The organism is Actinoplanes sp. NPDC051470 (assembly GCF_040682035.1).
GTDB lineage: Bacteria > Actinomycetota > Actinomycetes > Mycobacteriales > Micromonosporaceae > Actinoplanes.
Map to the genome: position 1 here is coordinate 1 of NZ_JBFBAA010000031.1, position 17972 is coordinate 17972.

Below are 17972 nucleotides of genomic sequence, written 5' to 3' on the forward strand. Positions count from 1 at the left end.
CAGCCGAGGCCTGAGCATCCCTACCGATCACCTCGACCAAGCCTGGCCGGGCTGCGGTCGTACACCAAATTCTCCATAAGTAGCCGAGGCCGGGCACGAGGCTCCTGGCCGCTGCGCGTCCATAACGGAGCCGCGCGCCCTTCATTTCTGCGTGAGTGGTTAATCGTTCGGCCTGCGTGGGTGGTTGATCGTTCGGCGTGCGTGGGTGGTCAGTCGTTTGGCGCTTCGCGCCGGGGGAGGGGGCGCGGGCGGTGGCGGATGATGGCCATGGTCAGCAGGGCGAAGCCTGAGATGACGAAGATGAAGCGGACCGTGCTGTTGAACAGTCTCAGCTCGACGCCGAGGTAGCCGGCCACCTGGAGCAGCCAGAACAGGGCGAAGCAGAGTGTGTATTTTCCGATGCGGTGCGGCTCGTGGTCGGCGCCGTACCAGCGGGGCACCCGGCCGGTGGCGAGGATCCGGATGCCCATCGCGAGCAGGCCTAGCCCGGCGACCGCCATCACCACGTTGATCCACGCCATGAAGTCCATGTGATGTGTGTACCCAGCGAAGGCAAACCGTCCACATAGATCGGTCGTCGATCGGGGATGGCGCCGGCATGGGAGAACCGCTGAAAGTAGCCGAGCCGGTCGGTCGTGCTGGTCGTCGCCCTGATTCTGGTGGTGGCGGCCGTTCTGGTCAGGCGTCGGCGGGAACGATCGGGTGCAGAGTGACCTCGCTCAGCGACCCTTCCGAGACCGTGGCGGTCAGGTAGGTGGCGTGGGGCTGACGTCGGCGGTCGGTCGGCGAGCCGGGGTTGAGCAGGCGCAGCCCGTTGGGTGCCGTGGTGTCCCACGGAATGTGGGAGTGGCCGAAGACCAGCACGTCGGCGTCCGGGTAGGCGGCGGCGCAGCGCTTCTCCCGCCCGTCCTTGCCCCCGGTCTCATGCACGACCGCGAAGCGCACCCCTTCCAGCGTGACCGTCGCGACGAGCGGCAGCCGCGCCCGCAACCCCGGCCCGTCATTGTTGCCGTACACCCCGACCAGCCGCTTCGCCCGCCCCAGCAGCGCGTCGAGCGTGGCCTCGTCGACCCAGTCCCCGGCGTGGAACACCACGTCGGCCTGGTCGACCGCGGCCCAGAGCGCGGCCGGCAGCTTCCGGCTGTGGGTGTCGGACATCATCAGAAGTCGCACACCCCGAGATTACGGCGGGATCTCGCCGGAGCCCCGGGGGATCAGGATGGCCGGGATCCAGAACTCGCGGGGCGGGACAGCCAGACCGTCGATGCGCTCGAAGAGGGCCCGGACCGCGGTGTGGCCCATCCGGGCGGGATCGGCGTCGACGACCGTGACGGCGGGTTCGAGCAGGTCGGCCAAGGGGAAGTCGTCGAAGCCGACCAGCGCCACGCGGCCGTGCGCGCCGCGGCGGCGGAGCGCGCGGAAGGCGCCGATGGTGATCGGGCTCTGGGCGGTGAAGAGCGCGGTCGGTGGGGACGGGCCGTCGAGCAGCGCCAGCGTCGCGTGCTCCGCCGACGCGGGGTTGCGCACCACGTGCGCGATGAGGCCGGCCGCGCCCAGGGCGGCGAGATAGCCGCGGTGCCGGTCGCTGGCCACCTCGCCGAGGTAGGCGATGTGCCGATGGCCCCGGGCGATGAGATGCCGGACCGCGTCCCGGCTGCCGGCCGCGCCGGTGGCGAGGACCGCGTCGACGGTGCCGCGGCGCTCGACGAGCACAGCCGGAATGTCCGGAAATGATCGGGTGTCGGCACCGCCCGCGGCGATGATCAGCCCGTCCAGGAGCGCCGGCGGGCCGGGGCCGGAGCCCGGTGGCACGCGCGCGGCCAGTACCCGCACCCCGCGCGTCCGGGCCTCGTCGTCGATGGCCCGGTGCAGCGCCGCCGGGACCTGGTCGTCCAGCAGCAGGCCGATGGTTCCGGTGCGGCGGTCGTTGCGCCGGAGCAGGCCGGCGGCCAGGTGCGGGCGGTAGTGCAGCGACGCGACGGCGGCGTGCACCCGGGCGGCCAGGGCCGGCGCGACCGTCGGCTCGCCGTTCACCACCCGGGACACGGTCTTCAGGCTCACCCCGGCGGCGCGTGCGACGTCGTTCATGGTGGGTCGGGATCCTCCGGGCACCGCAGACCCCCAACGTCGCTGGTTGCAACAGTTCCGAAACTCATTGTTGACAGTCGATGCCCGTAGTCGTCTAGTAGGGACAACGTTGTCTCGAAACGCGCGGGGGCTGAATCGATTCGGAGGGGACATGCGCCATCCACATGCGATGCGGTCCACGATGGCCGCATGCGCTGCCGTGATGCTGATCTCGGGAACCGCGGCCTGCGGCGGTGACGACGGCGGCAGCGGCGGCGGCGACAAGCCGGTGGTCGGGCTGATCACCAAGACCGACACCAACCCGTTCTTCGTGAAGATGCGCGAGGGCGCCAAGAAGGCGGCCGACGCCCAGGGCGTCGAACTGCAGTCCTTCGCCGGCAAGCAGGACGGCGACAACGAGGCTCAGGTGCAGGCGATCGAGAACCTGATCTCGGCCGGTGCCAAGGGCTTCCTGATCACCCCGAGCGACTCGAAAGCGATCGTCCCGTCGATCGACAAGGCCAAGCAGGCCGGCCTGCTGGTCATCGCCCTGGACACGCCGACCGACCCGGCCGACGCGGCCGACGCCACCTTCGCCACCGACAACCGGCAGGCGGGCAAGCTGATCGGGCAGTGGGCGAAGGCGAAGTTCGAGAAGGAGGGCAAGCAGGCCAAGATCGCCATGCTCGACCTGAACCCGAACGGCGTCTCCGTGGACGTACAGCGGGATCAGGGTTTTCTCGAGGGGTTCGGCATCCCGGTGGGCGACAACAACCGGATCGGCGACGAGAACGACCCGCGGATCTCGGGGCATGACGTGACCGACGGCGCCGAGGACGGCGGGCGTACCGCGATGGAGAACCTGCTCCAGAAGGACCCGGCGATCAACCTGGTCTACACGATCAACGAACCGGCGGCGGCCGGCGCCTACCAGGCGTTGAAGGCGGCCGGCAAGGACAAGACGGTCACCATCGTGTCGATCGACGGCGGCTGCCCGGGCGTGGACAACGTCAAGGCCGGCGTCATCGGCGCCACCTCGATGCAGTTCCCGCTGAAGATGGCCGAGGACGGCATCGCCGCGATCGCCGCCTTCGCCAAGGACGGCACGAAGCCGCAGGCGTCCGCGGGCAAGAACTTCGTGGACACCGGCGCCACCCTGATCACCGACCAGCCGCAGACCGGAGTCGACGCCAAGGACTCCGCCTGGGGCAAGCAGAACTGCTGGGGCTGATCATGACGACCGCCGTGAAGGAGCCCGAGTTCGACACTCGGCAGCACGACTCACTCGGCCTGCGGATCCAGCACCTCCTGCACGGCAATCCCGTGCTCGGTCCGCTGGCCGTGCTGGTCGTGGCGATCATCGCGTTCTCGATCGTCAACCCGCGGTTCTTCTCCGCGCCCAACCTGTCCCTGGTGCTGGCCCAGGTCACCGTGATCGCGGTGCTGGCGCTGGGTCAGACCCTGATCATCCTGACCGCCGGCATCGACCTGGCCACCGGCGCGATCGCGGTGTTCTCGTCGATCCTGATGGCCAACTTCTGCGTCAAGCTCGGCCTGCCCGGCGTACTCGCGCTGGTTCTGGGTCTGCTCTGCGGCACCGCGATGGGCGCGCTGAACGGGTTCCTGGTCACCCGGATCAAGCTTCCGCCGTTCATCGTCACGCTGGGCACGCTGACGATCTTCTTCTCGCTCAACTCGGTGGTCAGCGAGAGCGAGACGGTCCGCGGCTCGGACATGCCGGACGTCATGTCGTGGACCGGCACCACGATCCCGATCGGCGGCTTCCGGCTGACGTACGGGTCGATCATCATGTTGGTGCTCTTCGCGGTGTTCTTCTACGCGCTGGGGCGCACGGCGTGGGGCAAGCATGTGTACGCCACCGGCGACGACATCGAGGCGGCCCGCCTGGCCGGCATCCGCACCAACCGCGTGCTGTTCTCGGTCTACACGGTGGCCGGGCTGCTCTACGCGGTCGGCGGCTGGATCCTGATCGGCCGGCTGGCGTCGGCCAGCCCGAACGTCGGCACCGAGTACAACCTCGACTCGATCACCGCGGTCGTGCTCGGCGGCACCAGCCTGTTCGGCGGCCGGGGCGGCGTGCTCGGCACCCTGATCGGCGCCCTGATCGTCGGCGTGTTCCGCAACGGCCTGCAACTGGGCGGCGTCGAGGTGGTCTGGCAGGGCTTCGCGATCGGCCTCCTGGTCCTGGTCGCGGTGTCGCTCGATCAGTGGATCAGAAAGGTGAAATCGTGACGACTCCCGTTCTGGAGGCACGTGGTCTCACGAAACGGTATGGGCGGGTTACCGCGATCGAGGCCGGTGATCTCGAGCTCTACCCGGGCGAGATCCTGGCCGTGATCGGCGACAACGGCGCCGGCAAATCCAGTCTGATCAAGGCGCTGTCCGGGGCGCTGATCCCGGACAGCGGCGAGATCTACCTGGACGGCCGGCGGGTGGTCTTCCGCAACCCGATGGAGGCGCGCGACGCGGGCATCGAGACCGTCTACCAGACCCTGGCCGTGGCGCCCGGCCTGGACATCGCGGACAACCTCTTCCTCGGCCGGGAGCAGCGCAAACCCGGAATCCTGGGCTCGGTGTTCCGGATGCTGGACCGGTCGGCGATGCGCGCCGAGGCCCGGCGGCACATGTCCGAGCTGGGCATCGGCACGCTGCAGAACATCGGCCAGGCCGTCGAGTCACTCTCCGGTGGTCAGCGGCAGGCGGTGGCCGTGGCCCGGTCGGCGGCCTTCGGCAGCCGGGTGGTGATTCTGGACGAGCCGACCGCGGCGCTGGGCGTGAAGGAGAGCAACCGGGTGCTCCAGCTGATCCGCGACGTCCGGGACCGCGGCCTGCCGGTGATCCTGATCAGCCACAACATGCCGCACGTGTTCGAGGTGGCCGACCGCATCCACATCCAGCGGCTGGGCCGCCGGGCGACGGTGATCACCCCGCAGTCGCATTCGATGTCCGACGCCGTGGCGATCATGACGGGAGCGGCCCCACCGCCGGAACACACCGCGTGAGAAAAGATCCCGCACACGAATCCACAACGGAGGTGTGCGGGATCTTTCGCTGTATTATTCCCGATCAGAGAATCACTGATTCGGCCGGTTGTTCGTCCGACAAGGCGCATGCGATCCTGAGTGGCCTGACAAAATTTGACGCAATTTAGCGCGGGTCGGAGCGTGTTGCGTGGCCATCGCCCTTCCGGGTCGGGACCGGTTACCGCCGGGTCCGAGGCGTGACTTCGTCGAGGCCCTCCATCGCCTCTACGACTCCGCCGGTCAGGTCGCTTCACGGCAGATCAGCCGGGCCATCTTCAAGAGCACCGACCTCGAGTCGGTCTCGCACGAAACGGTCAGCGCGACCCTCAAGGGGGTCGTGGTGCCGAGCTGGGCCAAGGTCAACGCGATCGTCACGGTCCTGAGCCAGCAGGCCACGCCGCCCCGGGACACCACGCTGGTGCTCCAGGAGATGCAGGCATTGTGGATCAACGCCCGCAAGCCGGCCGACGCGGCCGAGCCGGGCGACGACAGCGACGACACCAGCGACAAAACCGAAGACACGGGCGCCGATCCGGGCCCCGAGCTGCCGGATCCGCCGGCGGTCCCGCCGCCCGTCCCGGCCCCGGCCGCCGCCACGCCCGAGGACGATCGGGTGGTCGGCGAGATACCCGAGCGCAGCGCCCAGTTCACCGGCCGGGAGCCGCTGCTCGATACGATGCGGGCCAAGCACCTGGCCCACGGCGAGGCGCCGCTGGTGCTCTACGGCGTCGGTGGCGTGGGCAAGACCCAGCTGGCCCTGGAGTACGTCGTCCGGTACGGCAGCGCGTACGAGCTGGTCTGCTGGGTGCCGGCCGACCGGGTCGCCGCGGTCAACGCCGCCCTGGTCGGCCTGGCCGGCCGGCTCGACGTGACGCCCCGGGCGAACGCCGGGCAGACCGTCACCGCCGTGCTCAACCGGCTGGAGAACCAGGGGCTGAGCTTCCTGCTGATCTACGACGGCGTGGACGACGAGGAGATCCGCACCCTGATCCCGTCGATCGGCGGGAACGTCATCGTCACCACCCGCGACCCGAGCTGGGCCCGGGACAACACGAACGAGCCGCTCGAGGTGCTCGACTTCGAGGAGGCGGAGGCGGTCGACTTCCTGCGCAAGCGCGACCCGGCCATCGACGACGAGCTGGCCCGCGACGTGACGCAGCGGCTCGGCCGGCTCCCGCTGGCCCTGGAGCAGGTCTCCGCGCTGCGGCTGGCCACCGGCATGCCCTGGGCCGACCTGGTCGCGCGGCTGGACGACCCGGACGCGGGGCTGTTCCCCGAGGGCGCCGAGCCCGACTACTACCCGCGCACCGTCTCGGCCTCCCTGCTGCTGGGCCTTGATCAGCTGCGCCGGGCGAACCCCTCGGCCGCCCAGATCTTCGAGCTGTTCGCCTGGTTCGGCAGCGAGCCGGTGCCGCTGCCGCTGCTCCGGCAGGGCCGGGACGGCGACGTCACCCGGCCGCTCAAGCGCCTGCTCCAGCAGCCGATCGAGCTGGCCCGGGCGGTCCGGGTGATCAGCCGGTACGGCCTGGCCCGGCTGCACGCCGACCAGCGCATCGAGGTGCAGCCGCTGATGCGCCTGGCCCTGCGCGACCTGCTGCCCGAAGAGAGCCGGGTGCGTGCCCTGCGCAACGTGCAGGCCATCCTCACCGAGGCCGGGCAGGGCTGGCCCGACCGGCTGAGCCACTGGGACATGCACCGGGCGGTCGCCGCGCACGTGACGCACGCGCGGCTGATCCATTCCACCCGGCTGGCGACGGCCCGGGTGGTGCACAACCAGATCCGGTACCGCTATCTGACCGGCGACCTGGAGGACGCCCGGCGCCTGGGCGAGGCGGCCGTCACCGCGTGGCGGAAGCGCTCCGACATGGGCCCGGACAACGAACTGGTGCTGCTGGCGAGCCGGGAGTGGGCCAACGCGCTGCGTGCGCTCGGGCATTACGACCAGTCCCGGGAGATCACCGCGGACGCGATGGGCCGGATGCGGGCCGACCACCCGTACGCGCTCGAGATGGCCCGCAGCCACGCCGCCGACCTGCGCATCGCCGGGGAGTACCGGGGTGCTCTGGACCTCGACCGCACCACCTACGAGCGGGCCCGGGAACTGCACGAGGACGACCACGACCGGGTCGTCGCCAGCCGCCACAACCTGGCCGTCTGCCTGCGCCTGCTGGGCGACTTCCGGGAGGCCGAGGAGATCGACCGGGACGAGGTACGCCTCCAGCGCAACCGCCGCGGCGACGCTCACAAGCGCACCCTGCAGTCGGTCAACGCGCTGGCCGAGGACCTGTTCGGGCTGGGCCGGTTCGCCGAGGCGGTCGAGGTGCAGACGGCCGCGCTGGAGGCGAGCGGGTCGGCGCTCGGGCCCGGCGACGAGGCCGTGCTGCTGGCCCGGCGGATGGTCGGGGTGGGCCACCGCCGCCGGGGTGACGCCGAGGTGGCCGCCGACCTGCTCCAGAGCACGTACGAGGACAGCGCCGGCGCCTGGGGCGACAAGCACGAGAACAGCCTGGCCGCCGCCCTGAGCTACGCGAACGCCCTGCTCGCGGCCCATCGGAGCGGCGAGGCGTACGCGCTGGCGATGGATGCCGTCGCCGGGTACGAACGGGTGTTCGGGCACACCAACCCGCTCACCCGGGCGGCCCAGATCGACCTGGCGGTGATCATGCGGGCCCGTGGCGACCGGGCCGGCGCCCGCCGGCTCGACACGGTGGCCCTGGACGGGCTGCGGGCGACGGTGGGTGAGCGGCACCCGTACACGGTGGTGGCCATGACGAACCTGGCCACCGACCTGGCCTACGCGGGTGACCACGCCGGCGCCTACGCCCAGTCGCTGCTGGCCTGGCGGACCGCGGCCGAGATCCGCGGCGAGCGGCATTTCGACACGCTGGTGGCGGCGGCCAACCTGATCCTGGACCGGCGGGCGGCCGGTGAGCACGCGGCCGACGCGCCGAGCCGGGAGTCGGTGCTCGCCGGGCTGCACGAGGCGGTCGGCGCCGATCGGCCGGTGGCCACCGGGGTGGCCGGCGAGCAGCGCGCCGAGGCCGACGTCGAGCCGCCGTCAACCTAGGAGATCGGGTTCGGCGTAAAGCAGCCCGGGCCGTCAAGTGTTGTCAAGAAAAGCGGGCATTTGAACGGGCGCGTACGCGCGCTCGTTTACCCTCACGCACGAGGTGTGTCCCTGGGTGGGCACACACATCGCCCGCCTTGGAGGCCCCATAATGGATGTCAAGCCCGCTCCGCGTGACCAGGGCTTTGTTCCCGTGTTCGACGTCTCCAGGGTGTCGCTCGCCCAGTTGGTGCGGAGCAACCCCCCGGAGATGACCCGGTCCCTTCGTCAAGTGATCAACACGCTGGACGATCCGAACGGTGTGATCTCGGCGTTCCAGTCGTTCGCGTCGGACAGATGACCATGGCCGCCCGCGAGGCGGTCCGAGAGGCGCACCGGTCCGCGGCCCGCTGGCCGTACGCCGAACTCGACCCGGCCGCCCTGCGCGCCACCGGCTGGACGCCGACCCCGTTCCGGGAGATCGTGCTGAAGGTTCATCAGCGCTGCAACCTGGCCTGCGACTACTGCTACGTCTACGAGCAGGCCGACCAGAGCTGGCGGGACCGTCCCCGGATGATGTCCGAGGAGATCCGCCGGGCCGCCGCCGGGGCGATCCGCCGCCACGCCGAGGAGCACGGCCTGAACAGGGTCCGGATCATCCTGCACGGCGGCGAGCCCCTGCTCTACGGCCCGCGCCGGCTGGGTGAGCTGGCCGCCGAGTTGCGCGCCGCCGCCCCGCCGGGCTGCACGGTCGAGATCGGCATGCAGACCAATGGGGTACGCCTGACCGAGGCGACCGTCGCGGTGCTGCGGGAACACGACGTCAAGTGCGGCGTCAGCGTGGACGGCACCCAGCGTGACCACGACCGGCACCGCAAGCTCAAGAGCGGCGAGGGCAGCTTCACGGCCGTACAGAATGGTCTGGATCTGCTCCGGCGGCCGGAGAACCGGTCGCTCTACGCGGGGCTGCTGTGCACGGTGTCGCCGGACACCGACCCGGTGGAGACGTTCGAGCAACTGGCCAAGTTCGAGCCGCCGGTGATCGACTTCCTGCTGCCGCACGCGAACCACGAGTCCCGGCCCTGGTTGCCGGCCGGCGCGTCGCCCACGGCGTACGGCGAATGGCTGGTGAAGGCCTTCGACCACTGGTATCTCGGGCGGCCGAGCCAGCCCACCCCGCGCGTCCGGCTGTTCGAGGACGTGATGCGGATGGTGCTCAAGGGCAGCAGCAGCAGCGAACAGATCGGTCTGAGCCCGTCGGCCACGCTCGTGATCGAGACCGACGGCGCGATCGAGCAGGTCGACGCGCTGAAGTCGGCCTACGAGGGGGCGGGCGCCACCGGGCTGGACGTGACCCGCGACGAGTTCGACGCCGCGTTCGACGACCCGGGGGTGGCCGCCCGCCAGATCGGCCTGCGCGCGCTCTCCGACACGTGCTTGAGCTGCCGCTTCCACCCGGTCTGCGGTGGCGGCCACTACGCCCATCGCTACCGGCCGGGCGACGGGTTCCGCCAGCCCTCGGTCTATTGCGACGACCTCCGGCTGCTGATCGACCACATCCACCACCGCCTCGAGGCCGACATCCAGCGGATGATGGCCATGGGAGAACCGTGACGACCACCTACCATTCCGTCAGCCCGGCGACCTTCGCCGCGATCGCCACCGGGCGGGGCGGCGGCGACGCGATCGAGGAACTGCACGCCGCGCAGGTCAGCAAGCACCTGATGTTGATCGTGCACCTGCTGGAGGCCTGGCCCGACACGGCCGCCGCGCAGGCCGCGACCGAGCTGCTGGAACGCTCCCGGGCCGCCGCGCCCGAGGCCTTCCAGGAGATTCTGGGAGCGCCGCTGGTCGGCGCCTGGTCCGGCATCGCCGTCCGGGCGCTGGAACGGGACTCCGCCCAGCGGGCCGACTTCCTGCATGTCAACACGCTGGCCCTGCGCGCCGCGGCGGCGGCCGGGATCGACGCGTCCCTGCCGGTGCCGGTGAACTCCGGCGTCGTCGTGCTGCCCGGCTGGGGTGCGGCCTCGGCCGGCGACCGGGCTTCGGCCGGCGACCCCGCTTCAGCCGGCGCCCCGGCCTCGTCCGACCGGGCCGAGGTGGTCGCGTCGGTGTCCGCCGGCCGGGTCCGGGTGGGTGACGTCGAGGTGCCGGTCCCGCCGACGGCCGCCGCACCGGGCTGGCAGCCGCTGCGCCACCTGACCGGCGACGGCATCGACCTGGAACTGGACGACCTGCACCCGTACCGGCACGGGCACCACGTGCCGCCGGCGGCCCGCCTGAGCGACGAGGCGGTCGTCGCGTGGCAGGCCGGTTTTGCCGCGGCCTGGGAACTGCTCGCCGACCGGCTGCCCGAGCGGGCGGCCGAGCTCCGGGCCGGGCTGCGCACCCTGGTCCCGTTGCAGCAGACCGACCGGGCCGCGCGCAGCGCCACGATCCGGCACGCGTTCGGCGTCTTCGGGCTGACCCTGCCGCCCGCGCCGGACGAGTTCGCGGTCACGCTGGTCCACGAGTTCCAGCACTCCAAGCTGAGCGCGCTGCTCGACCTGGTGCCGCTGACCGACCCCGAGGACACCGGCCGCTACTTCGCGCCGTGGCGCACCGACCCGCGTCCGCTGCCCGGCCTGCTCCAGGGCGTCTACGCCTTCGCCGGGGTGGCCGACTCGTGGCGGGCGCTGCGCGGCCCGGACCGGGCCGGCGCGTACGCCGAACGGCAGTTCGCCGAGGCGCGCATCCAGGTCGACTGTGGACTGATCGCGGTCGAGCGCTCCGGCGCCCTGACCGCCGACGGTGAGGCCCTGGTGTCCCACCTCCGCCGCAGCGTCGACGAGATGCTGGCCGAAGACGTTCCACAGCGGACGGTGGACGATGCCGAACGCGCCCTGGCCGACACCTTGAGCGCGTGGCGCGAAAGGAACGGTCTCTAGGTCGGCGGGGCCTCGATGTCGGCCGCCAGGCGGCGGCGCTCCTCGGCCGCCGCCACCTCGGTGTGCTCGGGGCCGAGCGCCTTGGTCAGCTCGGCCAGCGACTCCTGGTAGACGTCCTCGCCGTCGGCGCCCTGGTCGAGGGCCAGGTTGATCCCGCAGACCGAGCGGTAGGGGTGCTCGGCCCCGTTGCGGGCGTCGTGGCGGGCGGCGCGCCCGGGGTCGGAAGGGTCGACGCCGAAGGCTCGTAGGCTGCGTTCGTAGAGCAGCGCCGACAGGTCGAGGGCCCGCTGGGTGTCGCCGGCGGCCGCGTGGTCGGAGGCCAGGGAGACGCCGGCCGACATGGTGAACGGGTGCTCCGGCCCGAGCCGTTCGGCCAGTCCGTCGAAGGACGCCTGGTCGAGGTCTCGTGCCGCCTCCACATCGCCCAGCGTGCGCAGGTTGATGCCGGCGTTGACCTGGGCGGCCAGGGTGAGCGGATGGTCGGCGCCGAAGTTGACGCGGTAACGGCCGATCGCTTCGTCCAGCAACTCGGCCGCGTGGTCGGGCGCCCCGGCCTCGCGCCGCGCGTTGGCGAAGCTGACCGCCGCGGCCAGGGTGAACTCGTGGTCGGCGGTGAACCGGTCGCGCACCTGGCCGTGGTTCTCCTCGATGACCTCCAGGGCGCGGGTCAGGCGGCCGAGCTTGCGCAGGGTGATCGCGTACGTCCGGCCGGCCAGCAGCCGCTGCGAGTTCTCCGGCCGGGTGATCTGGCGCAGCGTCGGCAGCCAGCGCTCGATCAGCGCCACCGCATGCGAGTACGCCCCCATGCTGTAGTAGCTGCGGGCCTGGTTGAGGTAGGCGAAGACCAGTGACGGCTCGGTGCCACCGGCGTTCTCCCACTGCTCGCCGATCTCGCGGTCGAGGGCCAGCGCGTCGGTGTAGCGGCCGGTCAGCCGGTAGTCGACGGCCAGGTTGGCCTTGGCGCGCAACACGTACGTCTCGGCGGGGTCGAACACCTCGAGGTGGTTGCGGACGTTGCCCGTGTCGAAGTCGAGGGCGTCCTGGTAGCGGCCGGCGATCCGCAGGTCGAGCCCGATCTGGTTGGCGTTGATCAGGGTGAACTCGTGCAGTTCGCCCAGGCTGCCGCGCATGCCTTCCCACGCCTCGGACATGATGTTCGCCGCCTCGGTGCTGAACCCGAGGGTACGCAGCGCGTTCGCCTCCTGGGCCCGGGCGAGCAGGGTGAGCTCGCCGGTCGGGCCGAGCCGTTCGTGCCACGTCTCCTCGGCCCACCGCCGGGCGGCGCTGGTCGCGAGGTAGCGGGAGTTCTCGTAGTCGCCGCTCAGCCAGAGGAAGCGCGCGTGGTCGAGCACCAGTTGCCGGCCCTGGAGCGAGTCGGCCTCGATCATCGCGGCCGGTTCGATGTGTGGGCCGATCTGCACCTGGCGGTCGTAGCCACCGTGTTCGTCGGGGTCACCGGGGTTGGCGGCGATCAGCACGTTGCGGACGTTGCGCAGGGTCTCGGCGCGCTGCCCGTCGCTGAGGGTGTCGCGCAGCACCCGCTGGACCAGCCGGTGCACCTGGACCCGCTGCGACGGGTCGACCTTGGCCAGGCCGTACCGGCCGAGCGTGCGGACCGCGCGGCCCATCTCGATGCGGGAGTTGAGCACCACGCGCAGCGGCTCGCTGGTCTGTGCGCCGCTGCCCCGGCGCAGCAGGGAGATCGGCACCGGTTCGCCGCCCAGATAGGCGAACAGCGAGAACAGCTGCGCGACGCCGTCCTGGTGGCCGCGGAACGTGTCCAGCGCCAGCCCGACGAACGCGGCCACCGAGAGGTGGTAGTCGGCCGGCTTGCCCTCGTCGAGCAGCTCGCGGGTGTGGCTGTCGAGCAGCTCGATGTATTCGCTGACCGGCATGGCCGTCGCGAGGTACCACGCCGCCGCCTGCTCCAGGGCCAGCGGCAGGTCGCCCAGCCGGTCGGCCAGCAGTTCGGCGTCGGGGCCGGAGATCTTCTTGTCGCCGCGCTCGGTGGTGCGCCGGCCGAGCATCTCGACGCTCTCGTCACGCTCGAAGACATCCACCTCGAGCGACGGACCGGACGAGCCCCACTCTTGATTGCGGGTGGTCACGATGACGTGCCCGCCGGTTGTCGGGATGAGTTGCTCGAGGTCGCCGGGGTCGTCGGCGTTGTCGTAGATCAGCAGCCAGTCGCGGTCGCTGCCGGCCAGCACGGTCAGCACCGTACGGGCGGTCTCCTGGAGGTTCTCGGTCACCGGCAGGTTCAGCTGGTCGGCCAGCTCGCGCAGGGCGGTCAGCACGGTGGTCGTCTGTTCGGCCGGGATCCACCAGATCAGGTCGTACTCGTCCTGGTGACGGTAGACGTACTCGGTGACCAGCTGGGTCTTGCCGACACCGCCGATGCCCTGCAGCGCGTGTGGCAGCACGGCCAGCTTGGAGCCGCTCTTCAGCTGTTCGACCAGGCGGTCGAGCAGCGAGGCGCGGCCGGTGAAGTGTTGGTTGCGGCCCGGGACGTTGCCCCAGATCATGCCGGTCCGGGTCATCCGGTGGATGGGCTGTTCGGCCGGGCGGGTGTCGGCGCGTTCCAGCTCGCCGACCAGGGACGCGGCGTCGTCGGTGGCCAGGCTCGGGTGGTCGCGGCTGAGCAGCCGGGTCAGCGCCTGGAGCCCGCCGGCCTGGGCCGCGCAGGCGCCGGCGATCGCCGCCAGGTCGGCGCGGGTGTCGTCGGAGCGTCGTGGGTCGAACGGCAGGGGCAGTCCACTGGTCAGGTTGATGACGATCGCGTCGCGCATCTCACGCTCGGTCAGCGCCGGCACCCTCAGAAGAATCTCGAGCAATCTGTCGAAACGGTCACGATCGACCACGTCGGACACGGGTTTCTCTTTTCCGCCGGACCCAGACCTCTGGGCGAAAAGAATATCCGAATGCCCGGTCACGAGGAATCGCCGGATTTGCTGGATGACGGTGCATCTTTCGTGATCTTGCGCCGAACGTCACAGTCGGGGAGATGACTACACGCTTGTGTAGGCTACACGCCCGTGCAGTAGCCTACACACGTGAGTAGCCAGAACGGAGATCTGACGGCGCGGGCGCGCATCCGCGACGCGGCCATCGAGTTGTTCGCCGAACGGGGGGTCGGCCCGGCCACCATCCGGGACATCGCCGAGCGCGCCGGGGTGTCGTCCGGCCTGCTCCGGCACCACTTCGGGTCCAAGGACGGCCTGCGCGAGGCGTGCGACGAGTACGCGATGGCCAAGATGGCCGAGCTGCGGGAGCGGCTGCTCGGCCCGAACGGGATGATGGAGCCGGCCGTGCTGGCGGCCATGCACCCCACCGCGATGCTGCTCCAGTCCTATCTGGTGCGCTCGATGATGGACGGCACCTCGTCGGTCCTGTTCGACTCGGCGATGGAGTCCGGCCGCACCTGGCTGCACAACGCCGACTTCCACCCCTCCGATCCGGAGGGTTATCTCGCGGTGCTGATCGCCATGAAGATCGGCATCTTCCTGATGCGCGACCAGATCTCCGAGGTGCTCGGCGAAGACATGATGTCGCCGACCGGGCACCGCCGCATGCTGCGCGCGTCGATCGAGATCTTCAGCCTGCCGATGCTCACCCCCGAGCAGGGGGAGCGGGCCCTCAAGGCATTGGATTCCCTGATCCCCACAGAGGAGCAGTCATGACCGAGGCCATCGACGCCGACGGACTGATCAAGCGATTCGGGCGGGCGAGCGCGCTCGACGGCCTGAATCTCCAGGTACGCACCGGGGAGGTGCACGGTTTCCTGGGCCCGAACGGCGCCGGCAAGACCACCACCATCCGGATCCTGCTCGGCCTGATGCGCCCCGACGGCGGCAGGGCGACGCTGCTCGGCGGTGATCCGTGGCGGGACGCGACCGCGCTGCACCGGCGGCTGGCGTACGTGCCGGGCGACGTCACCCTCTGGCCTACGCTCAGCGGCGGCGAGGTGATCGACCTGCTCGGGCGGCTGCGCGGCGGCCTCGACACCAAGCGCCGCGCCATGCTGCTGGAGCGCTTCGAGCTCGACCCGCGCAAGAAGGGCCGGGCGTACTCGAAGGGCAACCGGCAGAAGGTGGCGCTGGTCGCCGCCCTGTCGTCCGATGTGGAGCTGCTCATCCTGGACGAGCCCACCTCCGGCCTCGACCCGCTGATGGAAGAGGTCTTCCGCGAGGTGATCCGTGAGGAGAAACAGCGCGGCGACCGTACGGTGCTGCTGTCCAGCCACATCCTGTCCGAGGTCGAGGCGCTCTGCGACCGGGTGACGATCATCCGCGAGGGCCGGGCCGTCGAGACCGGGACGCTCGACCAGATGCGCCACCTGACCCGCACGTCGATCCGGGCCGAGCTGGCCGGCTCGCCGAACGGCCTGGCCACGCTGACCGGGGTGCACAACCTCAGCGTGGACGGCGTGCGGGTGGCCTTCGAGGTGGACACCGACGCCCTCGACCAGGCGCTGCGGGCGCTGGTCCAGGTCGGCGTGCGCAACCTGGTCAGCCAGCCGCCCACGCTCGAGGAGCTGTTCCTGCGGCAGTACCAGAAGGCCGGGGCCTGACCATGACCGGAACCGGGAAACTGCTCCGGCTGATCCTGCGCCGGGACCGCTTCATCCTGCCGATCTGGGTGCTCGTCCTGGGCATCCTCCCGGCCGCCTACGTGACCACCATCGAGGGCCTGTTCAGCACCGACGCCGAGCGGCTCGACTACGCCCGGATCAGCCAGACCAACGCCGGCTTCGTGGCGCTCTACGGGCAGTTGCGGGGCGACAGCGTGGCCGAGATGGCCATCTGGCGGGCCGGGTTCGTGCCGGTGATGCTCGGCGTCGCCGTGGCGCTGATGCTCATCCGGCACACCCGCGCCGACGAGGAGGCCGGGCGGACCGAGCTGATCGGCGCCGGCGTGATCGGCCGGCGCGCGCCGCTGGCGGCCGCCCTGATCGCCACCATGGCGGCCGGCCTCGTGCTCGGCGTGATCGCCACCCTCGGCCTGATCGGCTCGGACCTGCCGGTCGCCGGGTCGGTCTGGGCCGGCGCCGAGATGACCCTCGCGGGCTGGGCGTTCGCCGGGGTCGCGGCGATCGCGGCGCAGCTCACCGGCGGCGCGCGCAGCGCACGGTCGATCGCGGTCCTGGTCGTCGGCCTGGCCTTCGTGCTGCGGCTGGGCGGCGACCTCTCGGCGATGAGCGACGGGCCGCTGTCCTGGCTGTCCTGGCTGTCGCCGATCGGGTGGGCACAACACATCTATCCGTACGGCGCGGCCGACTGGTGGCCGGCGCTGCTGATGCTGCTGTTCGCGGCGGCCACCACGGCGGTCGGTGTGATCCTGCTCGGGCATCGGGACCTGGGCGCGGGGCTGTTCCCGGGCCGCCCGGGGCCGGCCACGGCGGCGCCGTCACTGCGTACCCCTCTCGCTCTGGCCTGGCGCCTGCACCGCGGCCTGCTGATCGGCTGGGCCTCGGCCTTCGCCGCGCTGGGCCTGGTCTTCGGCGCGGTCGGGCAGAGCGTGGCGGACATCGGCCAGGGCACCGCGATGGGTGACATCTTCGCCCGGATGGGCGGCAGCGACGTGATCGTGAGCAGCTACTTCGCGTCGATCGCGGGCATGGTCGGCATCCTCGCCGCGTGCTACGCCGTGCAGGCCACGCTGCGGATGCGCGACGAGGAGTCGGCCGGGCACGCCGAGATGGTGCTGACCTCGTCGTCGAGCAGGTGGAGCTGGGCCGCCGGCCACCTGGTCTTCTCGCTGCTCGGCCCGGCCGTGGTCCTGCTGCTGGAGGGCGTGGTGTCGGGCGCCGCGTACGCCGCGATCACCGGCGACAACCTGATGGGTGACGTGGTCGGCGGCACGGTGGCCGAGCTGCCCGCCGTCTGGGCCATCGCCGGCGTCGCGGCCCTGCTCTTCGGCCTGCTGCCGCGCTGCGCCGCGCTGTCCTGGGGCGCCCTGTCCGTCTGCCTGCTGATCCTGCTCGTCGGCGCGCCCCTCCAGCTCGACCAGTGGGTGCTCGACATCTCCCCGTTCACCCACATCCCGCATCTGCCGGGCGGCGACCTCACCTGGACACCGCTGGTCGTGCTGACCGTGGTCGCGGCGGCCCTCGTGGCGGCGGGCCTGACCACCCTGCGCCGGCGGGACATCCCGGCCTGACGCCCGCCCCGTAAGCAACCGTGGTTGACTGATCGAGGATTAGTCAACTACGGTTGCTTGCATGTCTGATCCCGCCGACGCGCTGGCCGCCGTGGCCGCGCTGCGCCGCCTCGCCGACCAGCTGGAGGACGCCGCCGTCGAACAGGCGATGCGTGCCGGCTGGGGCTGGCCGAGGGTTGCCGAGGCGCTGGGCGTCACGCGGCAGGCCGTCCACAAGAAACACCTCAAGCGACTCGTCGCCGCGGGTGTGACGCTGAGGAGGCGCTGACCATGTCCGGGTTCAAGCAGTACCTGACCGGGGTGATGGACCAGGCGGTGGCCGAGGCGCTCCGGGACCGGTCGGCCACCGTGGAGGCGCAACACCTGCTGCTGGTCATCCTGGCCGCCCTGGATCTGGCCGGGCTCGACGCCGACTCGTTCCGCGCCGCGCTCGACCGCGACTTCGAACACAGCCTCGGCGTGGCCGGCGTCGCGCTGTCCGCCTTCGACCTGTCCCCGGCCACGCCCGACCCGGCGCGCCGGCCCGGCCTCGGCAACTCGGTGCGCCTGGCCCTCGACCGGGCCATGCGGGCCGCCGGCGCCGGGGCGCCGCAACCCGATCACCTGCTGATCGGCATCCTGAGCGCCGAGGTCGGCCCGGTGCCACGGGCGCTCGCGCAGGCCGGTGTCGACCGCGAGGAACTGCTGGCCCGGCTGCGGGCGGCGGCGTCGTGAACCCGATCGAGGTCA

General features: G+C 71.3%; 16 protein-coding genes. 12 read left to right on the forward strand and 4 right to left on the reverse strand.

All coding sequences use genetic code 11. From position 1 onward, the window contains the following. Positions 1 to 209: 209 nt before the first annotated feature. The 3 genes from AB0M54_RS37745 to AB0M54_RS37755 all read right to left on the reverse strand — a co-directional run bounded on the left by AB0M54_RS37745 (position 210) and on the right by AB0M54_RS37755 (position 2088). Entirely contained in the window at positions 210 to 530 is a 321-nt protein-coding gene (locus AB0M54_RS37745) for a hypothetical protein (RefSeq protein WP_364329723.1), read from the reverse strand. Positions 531 to 678: 148 nt separating this feature from the next. Next, complete coding sequence (locus AB0M54_RS37750) at positions 679 to 1173, reverse strand: metallophosphoesterase (protein ID WP_364476725.1); 495 nt, start codon at positions 1171 to 1173, stop codon at positions 679 to 681. Positions 1174 to 1182: 9 nt separating this feature from the next. Next, positions 1183 to 2088: a LacI family DNA-binding transcriptional regulator gene (locus AB0M54_RS37755; protein WP_364329718.1), complete on the reverse strand. Its 906-nt coding sequence runs from the start codon at positions 2086 to 2088 to the stop codon at positions 1183 to 1185. Between the two features lie 202 nt (positions 2089 to 2290). Between AB0M54_RS37755 and AB0M54_RS37760 the strand changes: the two genes are divergently transcribed. The 7 genes from AB0M54_RS37760 to AB0M54_RS37790 all read left to right on the forward strand — a co-directional run bounded on the left by AB0M54_RS37760 (position 2291) and on the right by AB0M54_RS37790 (position 11084). Further along, entirely contained in the window at positions 2291 to 3298 is a 1008-nt protein-coding gene (locus AB0M54_RS37760; protein ID WP_364329715.1) for a substrate-binding domain-containing protein, read from the forward strand. Positions 3299 to 3300: 2 nt separating this feature from the next. Beyond that, a complete protein-coding gene (locus AB0M54_RS37765) occupies positions 3301 to 4320 on the forward strand; it encodes an ABC transporter permease (protein ID WP_364329712.1) in 1020 nt (339 codons plus the stop codon). Next, positions 4317 to 5090 carry an ATP-binding cassette domain-containing protein gene (locus AB0M54_RS37770; protein WP_364329709.1) on the forward strand — a complete coding sequence of 258 codons (774 nt, stop codon included), beginning with the start codon at positions 4317 to 4319 and terminating at the stop codon, positions 5088 to 5090. Before AB0M54_RS37765 ends, AB0M54_RS37770 begins: the two co-directional genes overlap by 4 nt. A 169-nt stretch (positions 5091 to 5259) precedes the next feature. Next, the gene (gene fxsT, locus AB0M54_RS37775; protein WP_364329706.1) at positions 5260 to 8178 is read left to right on the forward strand and encodes an FxSxx-COOH system tetratricopeptide repeat protein; all 2919 of its coding nucleotides are present in this window, start codon (positions 5260 to 5262) and stop codon (positions 8176 to 8178) included. Between the two features lie 151 nt (positions 8179 to 8329). Then, positions 8330 to 8518 carry a hypothetical protein gene (locus AB0M54_RS37780; protein WP_364329703.1) on the forward strand — a complete coding sequence of 63 codons (189 nt, stop codon included), beginning with the start codon at positions 8330 to 8332 and terminating at the stop codon, positions 8516 to 8518. Continuing rightward, positions 8515 to 9771 carry an FxsB family cyclophane-forming radical SAM/SPASM peptide maturase gene (locus AB0M54_RS37785; RefSeq protein WP_364329700.1) on the forward strand — a complete coding sequence of 419 codons (1257 nt, stop codon included), beginning with the start codon at positions 8515 to 8517 and terminating at the stop codon, positions 9769 to 9771. Before AB0M54_RS37780 ends, AB0M54_RS37785 begins: the two co-directional genes overlap by 4 nt. Next, positions 9768 to 11084 carry an HEXXH motif domain-containing protein gene (locus AB0M54_RS37790; RefSeq protein ID WP_364476727.1) on the forward strand — a complete coding sequence of 439 codons (1317 nt, stop codon included), beginning with the start codon at positions 9768 to 9770 and terminating at the stop codon, positions 11082 to 11084. Before AB0M54_RS37785 ends, AB0M54_RS37790 begins: the two co-directional genes overlap by 4 nt. Here the strand turns inward: AB0M54_RS37790 and fxsT (AB0M54_RS37795) are convergent. Beyond that, positions 11081 to 13954, reverse strand: a complete 2874-nt coding sequence (gene fxsT / locus AB0M54_RS37795; RefSeq protein WP_364476729.1) for an FxSxx-COOH system tetratricopeptide repeat protein — start codon at positions 13952 to 13954, stop codon at positions 11081 to 11083. The genes AB0M54_RS37790 and fxsT (AB0M54_RS37795) overlap by 4 nt on opposite strands. Positions 13955 to 14137: 183 nt before the next feature. Between fxsT (AB0M54_RS37795) and AB0M54_RS37800 the strand changes: the two genes are divergently transcribed. From AB0M54_RS37800 to AB0M54_RS37820, 5 genes are all read left to right on the forward strand, one after another. After that, positions 14138 to 14764: a helix-turn-helix domain-containing protein gene (locus AB0M54_RS37800; protein ID WP_364476730.1), complete on the forward strand. Its 627-nt coding sequence runs from the start codon at positions 14138 to 14140 to the stop codon at positions 14762 to 14764. Then, positions 14761 to 15654, forward strand: coding sequence for an ABC transporter ATP-binding protein (locus AB0M54_RS37805; protein WP_364329688.1), 894 nt, complete (start codon positions 14761 to 14763; stop codon positions 15652 to 15654). Before AB0M54_RS37800 ends, AB0M54_RS37805 begins: the two co-directional genes overlap by 4 nt. A gap of 2 nt (positions 15655 to 15656) precedes the next feature. After that, positions 15657 to 17243 (forward strand): ABC transporter permease, encoded by a 1587-nt coding sequence (locus AB0M54_RS37810; RefSeq protein WP_364476732.1) that lies wholly within the window; start codon positions 15657 to 15659, stop codon positions 17241 to 17243. Positions 17244 to 17304: 61 nt separating this feature from the next. Beyond that, the gene (locus AB0M54_RS37815) at positions 17305 to 17511 is read left to right on the forward strand and encodes a hypothetical protein (protein WP_364329682.1); all 207 of its coding nucleotides are present in this window, start codon (positions 17305 to 17307) and stop codon (positions 17509 to 17511) included. Positions 17512 to 17513: 2 nt separating this feature from the next. Then, on the forward strand, positions 17514 to 17957 hold the full coding sequence (locus AB0M54_RS37820) for a Clp protease N-terminal domain-containing protein (protein ID WP_364476734.1): 444 nt from the start codon (positions 17514 to 17516) through the stop codon (positions 17955 to 17957). The last annotated feature ends 15 nt before the right edge of the window (positions 17958 to 17972 follow it).